The 16,672-nt window shown below is 71.3% G+C and carries 20 protein-coding genes; 9 read left to right on the top strand and 11 right to left on the bottom strand.

What is annotated here, in order from left to right:
* Window positions 1–30 precede the first annotated feature (30 nt).
* Window positions 31–552: a translation initiation factor IF-3 gene (gene infC / locus MTDSW087_RS01325; protein ID WP_238178883.1), complete on the bottom strand. Its 522-nt coding sequence runs from the start codon at window positions 550–552 to the stop codon at window positions 31–33.
* 274 nt (window positions 553–826) lie between these two features.
* Entirely contained in the window at window positions 827–2,044 is a 1,218-nt protein-coding gene (locus tag MTDSW087_RS01320) for a glycosyltransferase family 4 protein (protein ID WP_144759080.1), read from the bottom strand.
* A gap of 145 nt (window positions 2,045–2,189) precedes the next feature.
* On the opposite strand from MTDSW087_RS01320, the gene MTDSW087_RS01315 reads away from it, so the two are divergent.
* Window positions 2,190–2,966, top strand: a complete 777-nt coding sequence (locus tag MTDSW087_RS01315) for an alpha/beta hydrolase (RefSeq protein ID WP_144759078.1) — start codon at window positions 2,190–2,192, stop codon at window positions 2,964–2,966.
* A gap of 70 nt (window positions 2,967–3,036) precedes the next feature.
* Here the strand turns inward: MTDSW087_RS01315 and MTDSW087_RS01310 are convergent, their stop codons facing one another.
* Window positions 3,037–3,321 carry a BQ00720 family protein gene (locus MTDSW087_RS01310; protein ID WP_144759075.1) on the bottom strand — a complete coding sequence of 95 codons (285 nt, stop codon included), beginning with the start codon at window positions 3,319–3,321 and terminating at the stop codon, window positions 3,037–3,039.
* A 95-nt stretch (window positions 3,322–3,416) separates the two neighbouring features.
* A complete protein-coding gene (locus tag MTDSW087_RS01305) occupies window positions 3,417–3,845 on the bottom strand; it encodes an Hsp20 family protein (protein ID WP_144759072.1) in 429 nt (142 codons plus the stop codon).
* Between the two features lie 446 nt (window positions 3,846–4,291).
* On the opposite strand from MTDSW087_RS01305, the gene MTDSW087_RS01300 reads away from it, so the two are divergent.
* The 7 genes from MTDSW087_RS01300 (at window position 4,292) to MTDSW087_RS01270 (ending at window position 8,671) form a co-directional block, all read left to right on the top strand.
* Window positions 4,292–4,789, top strand: coding sequence for a hypothetical protein (locus MTDSW087_RS01300; protein ID WP_186383694.1), 498 nt, complete (start codon window positions 4,292–4,294; stop codon window positions 4,787–4,789).
* Window positions 4,790–4,813: 24 nt separating this feature from the next.
* Window positions 4,814–5,317 carry a Tat pathway signal protein gene (locus MTDSW087_RS01295; RefSeq protein WP_144759069.1) on the top strand — a complete coding sequence of 168 codons (504 nt, stop codon included), beginning with the start codon at window positions 4,814–4,816 and terminating at the stop codon, window positions 5,315–5,317.
* Between the two features lie 124 nt (window positions 5,318–5,441).
* Window positions 5,442–6,128, top strand: coding sequence for a MotA/TolQ/ExbB proton channel family protein (locus MTDSW087_RS01290; RefSeq protein WP_144759066.1), 687 nt, complete (start codon window positions 5,442–5,444; stop codon window positions 6,126–6,128).
* Between the two features lie 109 nt (window positions 6,129–6,237).
* Window positions 6,238–6,741, top strand: a complete 504-nt coding sequence (tolR, locus tag MTDSW087_RS01285; protein WP_144759064.1) for a protein TolR — start codon at window positions 6,238–6,240, stop codon at window positions 6,739–6,741.
* A 19-nt stretch (window positions 6,742–6,760) separates the two neighbouring features.
* Window positions 6,761–7,798, top strand: coding sequence for an energy transducer TonB family protein (locus MTDSW087_RS01280; protein ID WP_238179580.1), 1,038 nt, complete (start codon window positions 6,761–6,763; stop codon window positions 7,796–7,798).
* A 331-nt stretch (window positions 7,799–8,129) separates the two neighbouring features.
* A complete protein-coding gene (locus MTDSW087_RS01275; protein ID WP_238179578.1) occupies window positions 8,130–8,426 on the top strand; it encodes a hypothetical protein in 297 nt (98 codons plus the stop codon).
* A gap of 14 nt (window positions 8,427–8,440) precedes the next feature.
* Window positions 8,441–8,671 carry a BrnA antitoxin family protein gene (locus MTDSW087_RS01270; protein WP_373322043.1) on the top strand — a complete coding sequence of 77 codons (231 nt, stop codon included), beginning with the start codon at window positions 8,441–8,443 and terminating at the stop codon, window positions 8,669–8,671.
* Window positions 8,672–8,680: 9 nt separating this feature from the next.
* On the opposite strand, the gene MTDSW087_RS01265 is transcribed toward MTDSW087_RS01270, so the two are convergent.
* Window positions 8,681–8,878: a hypothetical protein gene (locus MTDSW087_RS01265; RefSeq protein WP_144759055.1), complete on the bottom strand. Its 198-nt coding sequence runs from the start codon at window positions 8,876–8,878 to the stop codon at window positions 8,681–8,683.
* Window positions 8,875–9,954 (bottom strand): adenylate/guanylate cyclase domain-containing protein, encoded by a 1,080-nt coding sequence (locus tag MTDSW087_RS01260; RefSeq protein ID WP_144759052.1) that lies wholly within the window; start codon window positions 9,952–9,954, stop codon window positions 8,875–8,877. The genes MTDSW087_RS01265 and MTDSW087_RS01260 overlap by 4 nt, the downstream gene beginning before the upstream one ends.
* 256 nt (window positions 9,955–10,210) lie before the next feature.
* Here MTDSW087_RS01260 and MTDSW087_RS01255 point away from each other — a divergent pair, with 256 nt between their 5' ends.
* Complete coding sequence (locus MTDSW087_RS01255; RefSeq protein ID WP_144759049.1) at window positions 10,211–11,050, top strand: aldo/keto reductase; 840 nt, start codon at window positions 10,211–10,213, stop codon at window positions 11,048–11,050.
* Here the strand turns inward: MTDSW087_RS01255 and MTDSW087_RS01250 are convergent.
* The 5 genes from MTDSW087_RS01250 to rpmI form a co-directional block, all read right to left on the bottom strand.
* Window positions 11,045–11,893, bottom strand: a complete 849-nt coding sequence (locus tag MTDSW087_RS01250) for a DUF1186 domain-containing protein (RefSeq protein WP_144759046.1) — start codon at window positions 11,891–11,893, stop codon at window positions 11,045–11,047. The two genes, MTDSW087_RS01255 and MTDSW087_RS01250, sit on opposite strands and share 6 nt — an antisense overlap.
* 93 nt (window positions 11,894–11,986) lie before the next feature.
* Window positions 11,987–14,407, bottom strand: a complete 2,421-nt coding sequence (gene pheT / locus MTDSW087_RS01245; RefSeq protein ID WP_144759043.1) for a phenylalanine--tRNA ligase subunit beta — start codon at window positions 14,405–14,407, stop codon at window positions 11,987–11,989.
* 82 nt (window positions 14,408–14,489) lie between these two features.
* The gene (gene pheS, locus MTDSW087_RS01240) at window positions 14,490–15,578 is read right to left on the bottom strand and encodes a phenylalanine--tRNA ligase subunit alpha (RefSeq protein WP_144759040.1); all 1,089 of its coding nucleotides are present in this window, start codon (window positions 15,576–15,578) and stop codon (window positions 14,490–14,492) included.
* 189 nt (window positions 15,579–15,767) lie between these two features.
* Window positions 15,768–16,133 carry a 50S ribosomal protein L20 gene (gene rplT / locus MTDSW087_RS01235; RefSeq protein ID WP_144759038.1) on the bottom strand — a complete coding sequence of 122 codons (366 nt, stop codon included), beginning with the start codon at window positions 16,131–16,133 and terminating at the stop codon, window positions 15,768–15,770.
* Between the two features lie 50 nt (window positions 16,134–16,183).
* Window positions 16,184–16,387, bottom strand: a complete 204-nt coding sequence (rpmI, locus tag MTDSW087_RS01230) for a 50S ribosomal protein L35 (protein ID WP_142583067.1) — start codon at window positions 16,385–16,387, stop codon at window positions 16,184–16,186.
* Between the last annotated feature and the right edge of the window lie 285 nt (window positions 16,388–16,672).

Genomic DNA, 16,672 nt, shown 5'->3' with positions numbered 1-16,672 from the left:
CGAACGCGATCGACCTGTCAGCCCGCCGAATCAGCGCGGCGCCAGGATCATGATCATCTGCCGGCCTTCGAGCATCGGCTCGCTCTCGACCTTGGCGATCTCGGCGGTCTCGGACTTCACGCGCTCGAGGAGGCGCAGGCCGATATCCTGGTGGGCCATCTCGCGGCCGCGGAAGCGCAGGGTCACCTTGACCTTGTCGCCCTCCTCGAAGAAGCGCTGCACCGACTTCATCTTCACGTCGTAGTCGTGCTTGTCGATGCCGGGGCGGAGCTTGATCTCCTTCACCTCGACCGTCTTCTGACGCTTGCGCGCCTCGTTCTGCTTCTTCTGCTCGTTGAAGCGGAAGCGGCCGTAATCCAGCAGCTTGCAGACCGGCGGCGCCGAGTTCGGGGCGATCTCGACGAGATCGAGCCCGGCCTCCTCGGCCATCTGAAGGGCGTCGAAGAACTGGACGACGCCCCGGTTCTGTCCGGTATCGTCGATGAGCTGCACTTCGCGGACGCCGCGAATGTCCCGGTTGGCGCGCGGCCCGTCCTTCTGCGGGGCCGGCATGGCTCTCATAGGTCTACGAATGGCTGCTATCTCCTGGTGCAACGACGAAACGGCGATCCGGGGACATCCATCCGGAAATGCCCCGACCGCCGAACGCTCCGGCCATATTCCGGATCGCCCTACCTTGGCTCAAGCGCTCGACGAGTCAACCTGTCACCGCATGACGGGGTGGCAATCTTCGCAAATGGTTCCCCAATTGACACGTTCGGATGTGAGAACGCGCAGGCCTTCGCGCAAGATCCATCCCCGGCAAAGCCGAGGCGGTGCCCACTTCTCATCGTCTGAGGAGCCTCGCATAGACGGCGAGCGTGTCGCCGACCATGCGCTCCAGCGAGAAGTTCGCCTCGACATGGGCTCGCGCGCGCCGGGCCAAGCCGTCGCGCGCGCTGGCACCGAGGGTCAGGGCCTCTGCCAGAGCGCCCGCGAGCGCGGCGGGGTCGCCCGCCGGCACGCGCCAGCCGGTACGCTGGGCGGGCTCCACGTCGGGCGGGCTGAGCACGGTCTCGGGCACCGCGCCGAGATCGGAGACCACCACCGCCGTGCCGAGCGCCTGCGCCTCCACGGCCGAGCGGCCGAAAGCTTCCGGCTCGATCGAGGGCACCGCCACCACGGAGGCCGCCCGGAAGGCTGCGGGCATGTCCGTGCAATGGCCGACCCGACGCACGATGCCGCCGAGGTTGCGCGCCGCGATCAGCGCGTCGAGCTCACGCTCGTAGGCGGCCCGCCCCTGCGGATCGCCCGCCAGGATGACGGCGAGGTCGCCGATCCCGCGGTCGCGCATCTGCGCCGCGGCCTCGATCAGCACGCGGTGCCCCTTCCAGGCGGTGAGCCGGGCGGCGAGCAGCACCACGCGCTGGTGGGGTGCCACGCCCCAAGCCCGGCGCAGGGCCTCGACCCGGGCCGGGCCCACGGCGACCGGGCTGAAGGTCGCGAGGTCGGTGCCGCGGTGGATCACCTGGACCCGGTCGCCCGCCTGCTCGGCATGGAGACGGTGGATCAGGTCGGCGGTGTAGTGCGAGTTGGCGATGACCACGTCGCCGCGGGCCATGACCGAGTTGTAGAGCACCTTCACGCCGGTGCGGCCGGAATAGCTGCCGTGATAGGTGGTCACGTAGGGCAGGCGCAGGCGGCGCGCGGCGCCGAGCGCCACCCAGGCCGGCGCGCGCGAGCGGGCATGGATGATCTGCACGCCCTCGCGGCGGCACAGCCGCGCGAGGCGCCCGACATTGAGGGCCATGGCGAGCGGATTCTTCGAGGCGGCCGGGAACGGAACCCAGCTTCCGCCCTTGGCCTGGAGCTCGCCCACGAGCCGGCCGCCCTCGGTGGCGACGAGCGCGCGGGCGCCCGCTGCGGCGAGCCCCTCGGCCACGTCGACGGTGGTGCGCTCGGCCCCGCCCGCCTCGAGCTCGGGGATGATCTGGAGCACGCAGGCCCCGGCGAGCGGCGCGGCCTCGGAGCGGAAGCCGTTCAACGGATGCGTCCCCGCGATCATCGGCGGCGCACCGGACGGGGCGGAGGGCGGTCCGACAAAACGCGTGTGAACATTGCCTCAGGATCGGGGGCGCGCTTTACGGTCCGGTAAACGGAGCTTGAAGACGAAGCGTTCAGGGCGGGAAGCTCGCAAGCGGGAGAACGAGATGGCTGATGGCGGCGACACCCCCGCCTTCCTCGAGGTCGGCACGGGCACCGAGGCGCGGCGGATCGCGGTCCGGGTCCGCGACGGGAGCGGGCCGCCGGTGGTCTGGCTCGGCGGTTTCCGCTCGGACATGGGCGCCACCAAGGCGACGGCCCTGGACGATTGGGCGGCCGGGGCCGGGCGGCGCTTCGTGCGCTTCGACTATACCGGGCACGGCCAGTCGAGTGGCGCCTTCGCCGATTGCACGATCTCGACCTGGCTGGTGGACGCGGAGGCGGTGATCGCGGCCCATGCGCCGGAGCGCCCGGTCCTCATCGGCTCCTCGATGGGCGGCTGGGTCGCCTGCCTCGCGGCGCGCAACCGCCTCGCGTGGGGCGCCGGCCCTGCGGCCGGTCTCGTGCTGATCGCCCCCGCCCTCGATTTCACCGAGGACCTGATGTGGGCGCAGTTCCCGCAATCCGTGCGCGACACCTTGGAGCGCGACGGGGTCTGGATGCGCCAGAGCGCCTATGCGCCCGAGCCCGACCCGGTCACCATGCGGCTGATCGAGGACGGGCGCGCCAACCGGCTGCTCACGGGGCCGCTCGATCTCGGCTGCCCGGTCCACATCCTGCAAGGCATGCGCGACCCGGACGTGCCGCACCCGCACGCCTTCAAGCTGCTCGACCGCCTGCCGGCCGAGGGCACCGTGCTCACCCTGATCGCGGACGGGGACCACCGCCTGTCGCGGCCGCAGGACATTGCGCGGCTCGCGGCGGCGGTGGCGGAGATGGGCTGACGGCGCCGAACGCCTTCGACGGGGCGCCAAGGCCCCGTCGTCGCCGGCACCGGAGAGGTCGGGAAAGGCCTCAGTGCAGGCTCACCGGCTGCAGGTCGTGCGCGAAGGCGTTCGCGAGCACGACCTCGCGGGAATCCGCGAGCAGGATCGGCGCGCCGCTGGCCGAGAGCAGGGCGAAGAGATCGAGGCCGGGGGTGAGGTCCGGGGCCTGCGGGAACATCCGCTTCACCTCGTCCGAGCGGATCGGGCGCACATAGGCGATGTGACCCTCGCCGAGCGCCGCGAGATCGGCGGCGTTGAACTGGGCGGGGTCGAGATCGGCGGGGGTCAGCGGGGAGGCGTTCAGGTCGGTCATAGCGCGTGCCCTCCTTCAAGGCAGAGCGTTTCGCCCCGGAGGTCCCGGAGCGACCGCGGGGCTTGACACCTATCTGGGAACCCCTCGCCCCGTAATCAATCGCGCGCGGCGATCGCGATCTTGCGCACCACGCGCTCGGGCTCCGGCCGGACGAGGTCGATCGAGAGCAGCCCGTTCGAGAGGTCGGCGCCGAGCACCTCCATCCCGTCGGCGAGCAGGAAGGCGCGCTGGAACTGCCGCGCCGCGATGCCGCGGTGCAGGTAGTGCCGCTCGCGGTCCTCCACCTGCCGACCGCGCACGACCAGCTGATTCTCCTCCAGCATCACGTCGAGCTGGTCGCGGGTGAAGCCCGCCACCGCGAGGGTGATGCGCAGGCGCTCCGGCTCGTTCTCGGTGCGCGGCACGCGCTCGATATTGTAGGGCGGATAGCCGTCGTTGGCGGCCTTGGAGACCCGGTCGAGGGCCTGCTCGATCTCGTCGAAGCCGAGCAGGAACGGGTGTCCGAACGGTGAGGGACGGGTCATCGTGGCCTAGCCTTCCAGCGAGGCCCCGTGGCTCCGGAGCCGGTCTCCGGGTCCGATGGGCACCTCGTCGCACTGGAGCCCGCGCGTGCAGCGCTCCACCCGGCCGCGGACCGGGACGGGCAGGATATGGCGGCTGCGCCACCCTCATCAAGGGACGGGAGGCCTACCCGCACTACCCCTGCACAGCGACGCGCCGGTTCGGGCGGCCGGAATCGGGATGGGGCGGGTTGGGATGAATCGGCAGATCGTGCCGGGAGAAAACGGCAAATCCACACCAATACTGCTGGACTTCGTCGTTCGACCATTCGCCCCACTTCGGTAACAGTTTGGAACTGCTCTGATTTTCTCGGCAAGCCTTGATCCGGGGGGCCGACCTCGGATATCGCCGCAGGCATTCTTCGCCCGTGGCCGGCGGCCTGAGGGTCACCTGCCGGACCGGAGGTCCCATGACCGCGTCGTCGATCCCGCCGAGCCAGAGCCCCATGCCGCGGGTGACGGATGTCTGCGGGGACGATGCCGACGTCCTCGCCCTGTCGGTGGTCCGCTTCGTGGCCGCCGGCTACATGACGAGCGACGTGGCCTGCTGGGACGCGGCCTTCGACGGGGCGGAGCGGCTGCTCGGCGTCGAGGATGGCGGCCGCCTCGTGGCCTGCGCGGTCGGCATCGTGCGGGCGCTGCGGGCGGAGCGCGACCGCGACTGGTCCTTCATGCCGGCGACCTGCTGCCGGGTGACGGGGCACGAATGCGCGCTGGTCGGCCTGCTCGGCCGCGGCCGGCGCTGCCTCTGGGACGAGGTGGCGCAGGAGGCTGCGGCGATCACCGGCCGCGACTCCGCGCCGCGCCTCGTGGCCGCGGTGCGCGCCGCCGTCGCGGCGATCGATGCCGCGGCCGAGCGGCTCGGCGGCGGCGAGGCTGTCCGTCCGGCGGGCGGGCGGTTGCACTGAGGCTGAACGGGATTCTGAAGCGCGATGACGGATCGAGCGGGGAGAGGACGGACGGTGACGGGACGGGTGTTCTCAGGAGCCTTCGGGCGGATCCGGCTCGGGCGCGCGGCCCTCGCCGCCACGGCGTGCCTCGCCTTCGGGGGAGCTGCCGCCGCGCAGGAGGCCGCATCCGCCGACAAGGCGCCGCTGAAGCTGCAGCTCAACCGCCTCGAGCCCGCGGGCGAGGCCTGCCGCGTCACCTTGCTGGTCGATAACGGCCGGGGTGGTGCGCTGAAATCCTACAAGGTGGATCTCTTCGCCTTCGACACCGAGGGCGTGGCGCAGAAGCGGGTCGCGGTCGAACTCGGCCCCCTGCCGGCGCGCAAGACCACGGTGAAGATCTTCGAGTTCTCAGGCATCGGCTGCCCCAAGATCGGCCGCGTGCTGCTCAACGACGTGCTCGCCTGCGAGGGCGATGCCGGCGGCCGCGACGCCTGCCTGGAGCGGACCGAAACAGAGACCAAGGCCGGCGTTCCCTTCGACCGCTGACCGAGATGCGCCGTCGCCCTCCGGGGGGCGGCCGGACCGAACCCGACGGACCGGCCGGAGGCAGCCCCGCCTCCGGGCGGCACGCGGCCGTTGCCGCACCGGATCATGATTTGAGGAGCCCGTGATGGAGAATTCCGCCCCGATCGCTGCCGCGCACGATCTGTCGTTCATCGGCCTGTTCCTGCAGGCCGATCCGATCGTGAAGGGCGTGATGCTCCTGCTCGTGGTCGCCTCGATCGCCTGCTGGACCGTGGTGTTCGAGAAGATGGTGCGCCTGGCCGCGGCCAAGCGTCAGGCCAAGGCCTTCGAAGCGCTGGTGCGCTCCGGCGGCAACCTCGACGGCGAGCAGAAGGGCATCTCCGGCCGCGTCGTCCAGGCCGGCGTCGAGGCTTGGCGCGACCAGGACCAGAGCGAGACCCGCGCCGAGCGCCGCGACCGCATCGAGCGCGCCATGCGCGCCGCCCTCGGCCTGGAGGTGAAGCGTCTTCAGGGCGGCCTCGCGCTCCTCGCCACCTCCGGCTCGACCGCCCCGTTCATCGGCCTGTTCGGCACGGTCTGGGGCATCATGAACTCGTTCTCGTCGATCGCGAAGAGCCAGGACACCTCGCTCGCGGTCGTGGCGCCCGGCATCGCCGAGGCCCTGTTCGCCACCGCGATCGGCCTCGTCGTCGCGATCCCGGCGGTGATGGCCTACAACAAGCTCACCGGCGACGTGGCCCGGGTCCAGAGCGCCTTCGTCTCCTGCATCGGCGTCCTCGGCAACCGCCTCGCCCGCGACCGCGGCGTGCAGCGCCGCGCCGCCGCCGAGTAGGGGCGCGCTCCGGCGCCCGTCCCGAAAGGCCCGGGCGCCACCTCGCATTTCGTTTCGATGGTTTGATGCGGCGTCCGCGCGGGCGGCGCCGGCCCGGAGGATGTTTCCGATGGCGATGGGTTCGATCCGCACGGGCGGGGGCGACGACGAGGACGGCCTCGACGCGACCCCGATGTCGGAGATCAACGTCACCCCGATGGTGGACGTGATGCTCGTGCTGCTGATCATCTTCATGGTGGCGGCGCCGCTGATGACGACGGGCGTGCCGGTGCAGTTGCCCAAGACCGCCGCAGCCAAGGTGGCGCAGTCGAAGAAGCCGCTGGAGGTCACCGTCGACAAGGAGGGCCAGCCCTCGATCGCCAAGGAGATCTTCACCCTGGAGAGTCTCGTGCCGCGCCTGCGCGAGATGGCGGCCGAGAACAAGGATCAGGTCGTGCTGGTGCGCGGCGACCGCGACGTCTCCTATGGCAAGGTGATGGAGGTGATGGGCCTCGTCGGCCAGGCCGGGTTCAGCAAGGTCTCGCTGATCGCGCAGTCCCCCGGCGGCCCGGCGCCGGCCGCGGCCCCCTCCGGCGCTGCGCCGGCTCCGGCCTCCGACGGGGCGGCCCGCTGATCCGATGAGCGCGACCCCCATGCCCGCAGGACCGAGCCTCGCCGGCCCGATGCCGGAGGCTCCGAAGAACCGGCCCTCCGGCCTCGCCGCGGCCTTCCTCGTCGCCCTCGCGCTCCACGGCCTCGGCCTGATCGGAATCGCCTATCTCCGCCTGACGCCGCCGACGCCCCCGGGCGAGCAGCAGGTGACGGTGGACCTCGCGCCGCTGATGACCGAGGCGCCGACCCAGACGCAGAGCGAGCAGCAGGCGAGCGTGGAGACGCCGCCCGAGACCCAGCCGGTCGAGAAGCCGGTGGAGGAGGCGACGCAGCCCCCGCCGCCGCCGGAGGTGGCCGAGGTCAAGCCCGAGGAGGTGCCGGCCGAGCGGCCGCCCGAGACTCAGGCGATGACCGAGGCGCCGACCGAGGCGCTGCCCGCCGAGCCCGAGAGCCAGGTCATCACCTCGACCGCGCCGGAGGCGGAGCCGCTGGCGCCCCCGCCGCCGCCCGTGGTGGCCGAGCAGCCCAAACCCGTCGAGCCCGAGAAGCCCAAGCCCGACCTCGCCAAGCTGAAGGCGGAGCGCGAGGCGAAGCTCAAGGCCATCCGCGAGGCCAAGCGCCGCGAGGAGATCGTCGAGGAGCGCCGCGAGGCGGCCCGGGAGGCGAAGGAGGCCAAGCTCAAGGCCGAGCGCGAGGCGAGGGCCCGCCAGGCCCGCGCCGCGCAGGGCGCCGAGCGCAGCTCCGCCGCTTCCTCCCGCGAGAACGCCAGCGGCCGCGCGGCGGCGGGCAACGACCCCTCGGCGATGCGGCAATGGCAGGGGGCGATCAGCGCGGCGATCCACGGCCGGATGAACCGCAACGCCGCGGTCGGAACGGCGGGCGGCGTCGCCTCGGTCCGCTTCACCGTCACGCGCTCGGGTCAGGTCACCAGCGCCGGCCTCGCCAGCAGCAGCGGCGTCGGCCAGATCGACAGCGCCGCCCTCGCGGCCGTGCGCGGCGGCATGCCGGCGGCGCCGGCAGGCGTCACCGTGTCGAGCCTCGCCATCACGATCCCGCTGCGCTTCACCGTCTCGCGCTAAGCAGGACCGGCCCCGCATCCGAGTCGCGGGGCCGGTGGAATTCTGATGATCCGCGATTCCGGCGCGATCACAGGACGTTGTGAGAGCTAAAAATCCTGCGACTAGCGGTTGTCCCGGCCGGAAGCGGGGCGGGAAATTCGGGTCAAACTCTGGCAGTTTCGCCGCGGCACCCTACATATTGTGTGCCGTGCCCGCCGAAAGTCCTTCGCGGCCGCTCGTCGGGTCGGAACGTCGGCCCGTGATTCACTCCCCTCCACAGGGCCGCACCTGCATCAGCCGAAGCCGTCGCGCGCCATCGAGCGCGCGGGCGGTCAGGCCAGAAAGGGACAGGATGAGCCAGCAGATCGAGACCGAGACCGAGATCGACGACGAGGTCCAGGATTCCGAGGCGCAGGCCAAGGCGAAGGCGGAGAACCGCGCCGAGCGGGCGGAACGTGCCGAGCGCATGGCCCGCGAGGGCGCGCAGGCGATGGCCGAGCACCTGGCCGCGATCAAGGCCGTCGACGAGCGGACGGTGCGCTTGCGGGCTCTGCGTCTCGCGAAGGAGGCTGCGGATGCGCAGGCCAAGGCGGCTGCGCCGCCAGCTGCTCGCAAGGGCACCCGCAAGGCCGCGGCGAAGAAGGGCTGACGATCGTGTCCGACATGCGAGGCCGCAGAACCTCCGACCCGCGCAAGGCCGCGGAGGCCGCTTTTCGGGCGGCCACCGCGCGCCGTCCGGAGGGGCCGGCGGCACCCGCGGCCCCGGCTGCGCCGGGCGCGCGCGAGAGCGTGACGCTGCGCATCGACAGCGCCGTACTGGAGCATTTCCAGAAGGACGGTCCCGGCTGGCAGGACCGGATCAACGAGGCCCTCAAGGCGCTGATCGCGCGCTGAGGGCGCCCCTCAGGGCCCGCGCGCTACCGGGATCAGCCGGGCGCTGAAGCCGAGCAGGATGAGCAGGACGCCGAGGGCGAATTGCCAGCGCTCGATATCCCCGCCGATCGAGATGATCACCGCGTGGCCGATCACGATCAGTCCGGCGAGCGGGAATCCGAATTGCAGGGCGCCGCGCAGAGCGCGGAGCGCGCCGTCGCCCCTCACCGGCGGCGTCCCACGACCCGCATCGACCGGCGCAGGGGCTGGACCGTCTCCGTCTCCACCACCGCTCGTTCCAGGGTCGCGATCGAGAGCGGCTGATCGCGCCCGCGCAGGGCGTGCGCCCCGAGGGAGCGGGCCTGGATGCCGGGGGGCAGGCTCGGCAGGCGGTCGAGCAGGTCCTGCGAGATCAGGATGCTCGCGCCGAGCGGGCGGCACAGGGCCTCGATCCGCGAGGTGACGTTCACCGCATCCCCGAAATAGGCGATCTTGTGCCGGTCCACGCCGACCTCGGCCGTGACCACCGAGCCGCCGTGCAACGCGGCGCGCAGGCGCGGCACCGTGCCGAAGCGCGCGACCCAGCTCTCGGCCTCCGCCTCGATCTTGTCGAGCACGTCGAAGACGCAGGCGACGCAGCGTGCGTCGGGCAATCCCCGGCTCATCGGCCAGGTGATCATGGCGAGGTCGCCGATATAGTCGTCGGTCGAGCCGAGGTTGCGTCGCACGGGCTCGGCAAGCGCCGCGAAGACGGCGCTCAGATATTCCTGGGCGCGCAGGTCCCCATGGGTCTCGGCGAAGGCGGTGGAGCCGACCACGTCGAGGAACAGGAAGATCCGCTCCTCCTCCACCGGCCGGTGGTAGCGGCCGACCAAGAGGTTCACGAAGACCTCGGCCCCGATCAGGTCGCGCATGCGGATCACGAAGACGAGAAGAGCCGAGACGGCGAGCGCGTAGGTGAGCACCCGCGGCGTCATCCGCACCGCCTCGTTGAGCGGATCGCCGGTCAGCCCGAAGGTCCAGACCACGAGGCCGCCGAGGGCGTTGCCGAGCACGATCATCGCGACGTAGGCAAGCTCGGCCGCCGGCACGAACAGGACGGCCGGCAGGCGGCGGATATGCGCCTGGAGGCCCGCCAGGATCAGGCCGCGGTCGAAGGCGAGCGCCGTGCCGCCCATGCACAGGCCATAGGCGAGCCCGGCCAGCGGTGAGATGCCCGCGGCGAAGATGAAGTTGTAGACGACGCCGGCTCCCGCCGTGGCGAGCAGGATGAAAATCCAGAACCAGCGATGCTGCGGCAGCATCCGTGCCCCCCTTCGGTCCGCGTCCGCAGGGACGGCGAGGCCTGGCCGCCCGAAAGGCGACATCCTGGCCGAAAGTCTACCACTGGCGACGGGACCGACCCATTGCTCATTCCCCGTTGATGGCGTGAATAAGGCGGTCTACGCGGATGCGACGCGCCCGCCCCAAGCATGACAACCACAGGTTGGACTCTGCCGGGTGTGCAAGACAGGGCCGCCGACGCGTCCGGACAGCGGGTGGCACGAGAGGGAGCGCCGCATGTACGCCAGAAGCTTCGGCTCGACGGGGGTGCGGGTGCCCGTGATCGGCCAGGGCACGTGGCGCATCGACTCGGCGGAGCGCTCCGCCGCGGTGCGGGCTTTGCGCGCCGGCGTCGATGCGGGGATGACGCATATCGATACGGCCGAGATGTACGACGACGGCGAGGCCATCGTCTGCGAGGCCGTCCAGGGCCTCCGCGAGGAGGTCTTCCTCGTCTCGAAGGTGGTGCCGGGCAACGCCACGCGGCGCGGGGTCGTGCGCGCCTGCGAACAGTCCCTGAAGCGCCTCGGCACCGACCGGCTCGACTGCTACCTGCTGCACTGGCCGGGCCACCATCCCCTGGAGGAGACGATCGCCGGGTTCGAGGACCTGCGCCACGACGGCAAGATCCTGTCCTGGGGCCTCAGCAACTTCGACGTGGACGACCTTGAGGCCGCGCTGCGGATCGCCGGCCCCTACCGCATCGCCTGCAACCAGGTGCTCTACCACCTCGGCGAGCGGGCGATCGAGCACGCCGTCATCCCCTGGTGCGCGCAGCACGGCGTCGCGCTGGTCGGCTACTCGCCCTTCGGGAGCGGCGAGTTCCCGGATCCGTCGAGCGCAGGCGGCGGCGTGCTCGCGAGCATCGCCCGCGCCCACGGCACCACGCCCTACGCCGTGGCCCTGGCCTTCCTCACGCGGCTCGACAACACCTTCACCGTGCCGAAGACGGTGCGCGCCGCCCGGGCGATCGAGAATGCCGGCGCCGCCGACCTCGTCCTGAACGCCGCCGAGATCGCGATGATCGACGCGCATTTCCCGCGCGGGCCGCGCCCGCGCACGCTGCCGATGCTATAGGTCGGCCTCGACCTTCGACAGGCAGCACTTCTTGAACTTCTTGCCGCTGCCGCAGGGGCAGGGATCGTTGCGGCCGACATCCTTGTAGGGGTTGCGCTGCGGCGACCCCGCCCCCTCCGCCGTCCAGGCGAGGTCCTCGACCGGATCGTCGAGGGTGCCATAGCTCCAGCGGTCGAAGCGGCGCAGGTCGTCCGGGCGCGCCTCCGCCTTGCGCAGGGCCTCCTTGAACCAGGCGAAGTCGCTGAACTCGTCGGTGATGCGCCCGTCGCGCCGTGCGGCCTCGACCCGGGGCACGAGATCGCGGAAGCCGAGCTGCGCGATCGTCTCCTCCCAGCCGATCCAGGCCGACGCCTCCTCGACGGCGGCGGAAGCCTCGTCGAAGCGCACGAGCAGGGCGTGCACGGCCTCCCGCGGGATCCGGCCGGTATGGCAGAGGGTGATGCAGGCCGAGAACAGCGCTTGGCGGACGAAGTCGTCCACCGTGCTGTCGAGGATGAGCGCGAAGATCGGCTCGGGCTCCCCGTCGAACAGGCTCGCCACCACCTTGGCCAGCGTCGTGGTGACGGCGTCGCCGAGATGGGCGTCGACCGTGTCGCCGTCCTGGCGCAGCAGGCGCAGGAGCGGGGGCAGGGCGCGCCCGTCCCGCGCATGGGCCAGCACGTGCAGGCCCCAGAACATCAGGCTGGATTCGGCTTCCTCCAGCTCGGCGCCGGAGGCGGCCTTCTCGAGGAGCCGCAGGGTTTCCGGCGCGAGCAGCTCCGGCCGCTCCAGCGCCTTGCGCAGGGCGACCTTCGGCAGATGGAGGGAGCCCGAAAGCTCCGCGATCAAGGCGGCGTCGTCCATGCTCCGCTCCTCAGCTGGCCGGTTCGGCGCAAGGCCATGCGATACGGGGGAGCCGGGCGCCCCGTCCGCTTGTGGCGGGCGGGGCGGATCCGGTCAGGCCCGCAGGGTGGCGCCGGTCTTGCGCGCGACCTCGGCGACGATCTTCTGGCTCACCGCCTCGATCTCCGCATCGGTGAGCGTGCGCTCCACCGGCTGGAGCCGCACCGCGATCGCCACCGACTTCTGGCCCTCGGGGATGCCGGTGCCCTCGTAGATGTCGAACACGTCGATGCCTGCGACGAGCTTGCGCTCCGCACCTTGCGCCGCCCGCACGATCTCGCCCGCCGGCACGTCGCGGCCGACCACGAAGGCGAAGTCGCGCGAGAGCGGCTGGAAGTCGGAGAGCGCCAGCACGGGCTTGGTCTTGGTCGCCTTCTGCTTCGGCAGGGGCAGGGCGCCGAGATCGATCTCGAAGGCGACGAGCGTGCCCTTGAGGTCGAGGGCCTTCATCACCCGCGGATGGATCTCGCCGAAGAAGCCGACCTGGTTCTTCGGCCCGAACTGGAGCGTGCCGGACCGGCCGGGATGCAGCCAGGCCGGGCCGCCGGCCACCACCTGAAGGCCGCCGCTCGGCACGCCGAGGCTCGCCAGCAGGGCGAGCGCGTCGGCCTTGGCCTGGAAGGCGTCCACCGTCGCGGCCGTGCCGTCCCAGTGCCGGCCGGCCCCGGCGAAGCCCGCGCTGCCGCGGCGCAGGGCGGCGGCGCGCAGGGACTGGCCCTCGGGCTCGTCGCTGCCGAAGCACTGGCCGACCTCGAACAGGGCGGCGTCCGGATAGCCGCGGTCGGCGTTGCGCTGGGCGGCACGGGCGAGGCCCGGCACGAGGCTCGGGCGCATGTCCGAGAGGTCGGAGGCGATCGGGTTGGCGAGGACCAGATCCGCCCCGCCGCCGCCGAACAGCTCGGCATCGGCATGCGGGATGAAGGACCACGTCACCGCCTCCATCAGGCCGCGGCTCGCGAGCGCCCGGCGGGCGAGGCGGGTGCGCTTCTGCAGGGGCGTGAGCACGGACTTCGCCACGTTGCCGGGCCGGGGCAGGGGCTTCGCCTCGATCCGGTCGAGGCCGGCGATGCGCACGATCTCCTCGACGAGATCGGCCTTCCCCTCGACGTCCGGGCGCCAGGAGGGGGTGAGCACCTTCACCCGGTCGCCCGAGCCGGCCACGTGGAAGCCGAGGGATTCGAGGATGACCCTCATCTCCGGCCGCGGCAGGTCGATGCCGGCGAGCCGGCGCACCTCGGTCCAGGGGAAGTCGATGACGTGCTCGGTCTCGGGCAGCTCGCCCGCGATCACGGCCTCGGTCGGGCTGCCGCCGCAGATCTCGACGACGAGGCGTGTCGCGATGTCGAGCCCGGGCAGCGTCGAGGCCGGATCGACGCCGCGCTCGAAGCGGTAGCGCGCATCCGTCACCACGCCGAGGCGCCGCCCGGTCTGGGCGATGTTCTGCGGGTTCCAGAGCGCCGATTCGATCAGCACGTCGGTGGTGGCCTCGTCGCAGCCCGAGGCCTCGCCGCCGATGATGCCGGCGATCGACTCGACGCCCTGCTGGTCGGCGATCACCACCATCTCGCCCGTGAGCGCGTGCTCGCGGCCATCGAGCGCCTTCAGGCGCTCATCCGGGCGGGCGAGGCGCACCGAGAGGTCGCCCCGCACCTTGGCCGCGTCGAAGACGTGGAGCGGCCGGCCGCGATCGAAGGTCATGTAGTTGGTGATGTCGACGAGCGCGTTGATCGGGCGCAGGCCGATCGCCCGCAGCCGCGCCTGCATCCAGTCGGGCGAGGGCCCGTTGCGCACGCCGCGCACCAGACGGAGCGCGAAGAGCGGGGCGAGGTCGCGATGGTTCGGGTCGAAATCGAGGGTCACGCCGACGGGGCAGGGGCCCTCGCCCCGCAGCGGCGGTTGCGGCTCGCGCTTCAGACTGCCAAGGCCGGCCGCCGCGAGGTCGCGAGCGATGCCCGACACGGCGGTGCAGTCCGGCCGGTTCGGGGTCAGGTTGATCTCGATGACCGGATCGTCGAGCCCGGCATAGAGCGCGTAGGGCGTGCCGACGGGGGCATCCGCGGGCAGGTCGAGGATACCGTCATGGTCGTCGCCGAGGCCGAGCTCGGCGCCCGAGCAGAGCATGCCCCGGCTCTCGACGCCGCGGATGGTGCCGACCGAGAGGGTGATGTTCTTGCCCGGCACGTAGGTGCCCGGCGGCGCGAAGACCGAGATCATGCCCGCTCGGGCGTTCGGCGCGCCGCAGACCACCTGCAGCGGCTGCCCGTCGCCGGAATCGACGGTGCAGACCCGCAGCCGGTCGGCGTTCGGGTGCTGCTCGGCGGTGAGCACCCGGGCCACGACATAGGGCTTCAGGGCGGCGGCCTTGTCCTCGATGCCCTCCACCTCGAGGCCGATGCGCGTCAGCGTCTCGGCGATCTCGTCGAGGGAGGCCGTGGTGTCGAGGTGGTCCTTGAGCCAGGAGAGGGTGAACTTCATCGGATAGGTCCCTCGGCAGGCACCGGTCGGGCCGGCGCGCCGGGCAGGATGCGCGGATGGCGGCCCGCGGCCGCCGCAGGGATCAGGCGGTCAGCCCGGCGACCAGGCTCGGCACGTCGAGCGGGCGGAAGCCGTAATGGTCGAGCCAGCGCATATCCGCCTCGAAGAAGGGGCGCAGGTCCGGCATGCCGTATTTGAGCATGGCGATGCGGTCGAGGCCGACGCCGAAGGCGAAGCCCTGCACCTGGTCCGGATCGAGCCCGCAATTGCGCAGCACGTTCGGGTGGACCATGCCGCAGCCGAGGATCTCCAGCCAGTCCGTGCCCTCGCCGAAGCGGATTTCGCCGCCCTTGCGGGCGCACTGGATGTCGACCTCGGCCGACGGCTCGGTGAAGGGGAAGAACGAGGGCCGGAAGCGCATCTTCACCGCGTCCACCTCGAAGAAGGCGCGGCAGAACTCCTCCAGCACCCATTTCAGGTTCGCGATGTTGGCCGCGGAATCGATCACCAGCCCCTCGCACTGGTGGAACATCGGCGTGTGGGTCTGGTCGGAATCGTGCCGGTAGGTCCGCCCCGGGATGATCACCCGGATCGGCGGCTGCTGCGCGCGCATGGTGCGGATCTGGACCGGCGAGGTGTGCGTGCGCAGCACCTTGCGCTTCCCCTGCGCGTCGGGCGCGAGGAAGAAGGTGTCGTGCATCTCGCGCGCAGGATGGCCGGGCGGGAAGTTGAGCGCGGTGAAGTTCAGCTCGTCCGTCTCGATGTCCGGCCCCTCGGCCACCGCGAAGCCCATATCGGCGAAGATCGCGGTGATCTCGTCCACCACCTGGGAGATCGGGTGGATGCGCCCGCGCGATTCCGGCGCCTCGCGCAAGGGGAGCGTCACGTCGATCCGCTCGGCCGCGAGGCGCGTCTCCAGAGCGGCCTCGGCCAGCGCCTCGCGGCGGCCGGCGAGCGCGCCCTGAACGCGGTCTCGCAGCCCGTTGATCTGCGGGCCGCGGGTCTTGCGCTCGTCGGGCGTCATGGCGCCCAGCGTCTTCAGGAGGTCCGAGACGCTGCCCTTCTTGCCGAGCGCCGCGACGCGCACGGCCTCGAGCGCCGCTTCGTCGGAGGCGGATTCGACCTGGGCCAGGAGATCGCGTTCGAGGGTGTCGAGGTCGGTCGTTGCCATGTCGCCGGTCGTCATGTCGCCGCTGGTCGTGCTGGTGCGGAGGCGTTTGCGCGTTTGCTCGGTTTCACGCAAGCGCGCAAACGACGAGGCGCCCGCATCGCCGCATTTCAGGGCGCCGGAAACGGCAAAGGCGCGGCGCTCACGAGGAGCGCCGCGCCTTTCGCAGCATCGCAGGATGCCGGGTCGCGCTCAGGCGGCCTTCGGGAGGGCGGCCTTGGCCTTCTCGACGACGGCGGCGAAGCTCGCCGGCTCGTGGATGGCGAGCTCCGACAGAGCCTTGCGGTCGACGACGATGCCCGACTTCGCGAGGCCGTCGATGAAGCGCGAATAGGTCAGGCCGTGCTCGCGGACCGCGGCGTTGAGGCGCTGGATCCAGAGGGCGCGGAAGGTGCGCTTCTTGTTCTTGCGGTCGCGGTAGGCATACTGCATGCCCTTCTCGACCGCCTGCTTGGCGATGCGGATGGTGTTCTTGCGACGGCCGTAATAGCCCTTCGCCGCCTTCAGGACCTTCTTGTGCTTCGCGTGACTCGTCACGCCGCGCTTGACGCGGGCCATGGGATCTCTCCTGGAATTCTAGAAATCAGATACGCTTCAGGATGAAGGACTTACCGCTGGTTCGGCAGGAAGTACTTCTTCACGTTGGCGGCATCGCCCTCGAAGAGGGTCGTGGTGCCGCGCAGGTTGCGGATCTGCTTCGTCGTCCGCTTGATCATCCCGTGGCGCTTGCCGGCCTGGGCGTAGAGGACCTTGCCGGTCCCGGTGATCTTGAAGCGCTTCTTAGCGCCCGACTTCGTCTTCAGCTTGGGCATTTGGCTCTCCGATGGCGCGAACGCTTCCGGCCGGGAGACCGGAACCACGCGCCCTGATGCTTCATGAGGAGCAGCACGAACCGCCACGGCAGCCCTACGGCCGGTCGGTTCGACGCGGGGCGGCTTATGACAGAAACGAGACGCCGCATCAATGGGAGCACCCGGCGGTGCTCGGCCCGCTTCCAAGGCCGGCTCCCGCGGCGCGGGAAGGGCGCACGAATCACCGCCCGGGCGTGGAAATCGGGGACCGGTTTGCGCGTTGCACAAATCGCGCGTGACCGTGGC

This window comes from Methylobacterium dankookense (assembly GCF_902141855.1).
In the GTDB taxonomy this organism is placed as follows: Bacteria; Pseudomonadota; Alphaproteobacteria; order Rhizobiales; family Beijerinckiaceae; genus Methylobacterium; species Methylobacterium dankookense.
Note: the sequence above shows the minus strand (reverse complement) of the source record. Positions and strands in the feature narration are given on the sequence as shown.

Excerpts from the sequence above, each read along its gene's own strand:
- infC (WP_238178883.1), bottom strand. The coding sequence starts at position 552 with ATGCCGGCCCCGCAGAAGGACGGGCCGCGCGCCAACCGGGACATTCGC.
- MTDSW087_RS01320 (WP_144759080.1), bottom strand. The coding sequence starts at position 2,044 with ATGATCGCGGGGACGCATCCGTTGAACGGCTTCCGCTCCGAGGCCGCG.
- MTDSW087_RS01315 (WP_144759078.1), top strand. The coding sequence starts at position 2,190 with ATGGCTGATGGCGGCGACACCCCCGCCTTCCTCGAGGTCGGCACGGGC.
- MTDSW087_RS01310 (WP_144759075.1), bottom strand. The coding sequence starts at position 3,321 with ATGACCGACCTGAACGCCTCCCCGCTGACCCCCGCCGATCTCGACCCC.
- MTDSW087_RS01305 (WP_144759072.1), bottom strand. The coding sequence starts at position 3,845 with ATGACCCGTCCCTCACCGTTCGGACACCCGTTCCTGCTCGGCTTCGAC.
- MTDSW087_RS01300 (WP_186383694.1), top strand. The coding sequence starts at position 4,292 with ATGACCGCGTCGTCGATCCCGCCGAGCCAGAGCCCCATGCCGCGGGTG.
- MTDSW087_RS01295 (WP_144759069.1), top strand. The coding sequence starts at position 4,814 with ATGACGGATCGAGCGGGGAGAGGACGGACGGTGACGGGACGGGTGTTC.
- MTDSW087_RS01290 (WP_144759066.1), top strand. The coding sequence starts at position 5,442 with ATGGAGAATTCCGCCCCGATCGCTGCCGCGCACGATCTGTCGTTCATC.
- tolR (WP_144759064.1), top strand. The coding sequence starts at position 6,238 with ATGGCGATGGGTTCGATCCGCACGGGCGGGGGCGACGACGAGGACGGC.
- MTDSW087_RS01280 (WP_238179580.1), top strand. The coding sequence starts at position 6,761 with ATGCCCGCAGGACCGAGCCTCGCCGGCCCGATGCCGGAGGCTCCGAAG.
- MTDSW087_RS01275 (WP_238179578.1), top strand. The coding sequence starts at position 8,130 with ATGAGCCAGCAGATCGAGACCGAGACCGAGATCGACGACGAGGTCCAG.
- MTDSW087_RS01270 (WP_373322043.1), top strand. The coding sequence starts at position 8,441 with ATGCGAGGCCGCAGAACCTCCGACCCGCGCAAGGCCGCGGAGGCCGCT.
- MTDSW087_RS01260 (WP_144759052.1), bottom strand. The coding sequence starts at position 9,954 with ATGCTGCCGCAGCATCGCTGGTTCTGGATTTTCATCCTGCTCGCCACG.
- MTDSW087_RS01255 (WP_144759049.1), top strand. The coding sequence starts at position 10,211 with ATGTACGCCAGAAGCTTCGGCTCGACGGGGGTGCGGGTGCCCGTGATC.
- MTDSW087_RS01250 (WP_144759046.1), bottom strand. The coding sequence starts at position 11,893 with ATGGACGACGCCGCCTTGATCGCGGAGCTTTCGGGCTCCCTCCATCTG.
- pheT (WP_144759043.1), bottom strand. The coding sequence starts at position 14,407 with ATGAAGTTCACCCTCTCCTGGCTCAAGGACCACCTCGACACCACGGCC.
- pheS (WP_144759040.1), bottom strand. The coding sequence starts at position 15,578 with ATGGCAACGACCGACCTCGACACCCTCGAACGCGATCTCCTGGCCCAG.
- rplT (WP_144759038.1), bottom strand. The coding sequence starts at position 16,133 with ATGGCCCGCGTCAAGCGCGGCGTGACGAGTCACGCGAAGCACAAGAAG.
- rpmI (WP_142583067.1), bottom strand. The coding sequence starts at position 16,387 with ATGCCCAAGCTGAAGACGAAGTCGGGCGCTAAGAAGCGCTTCAAGATC.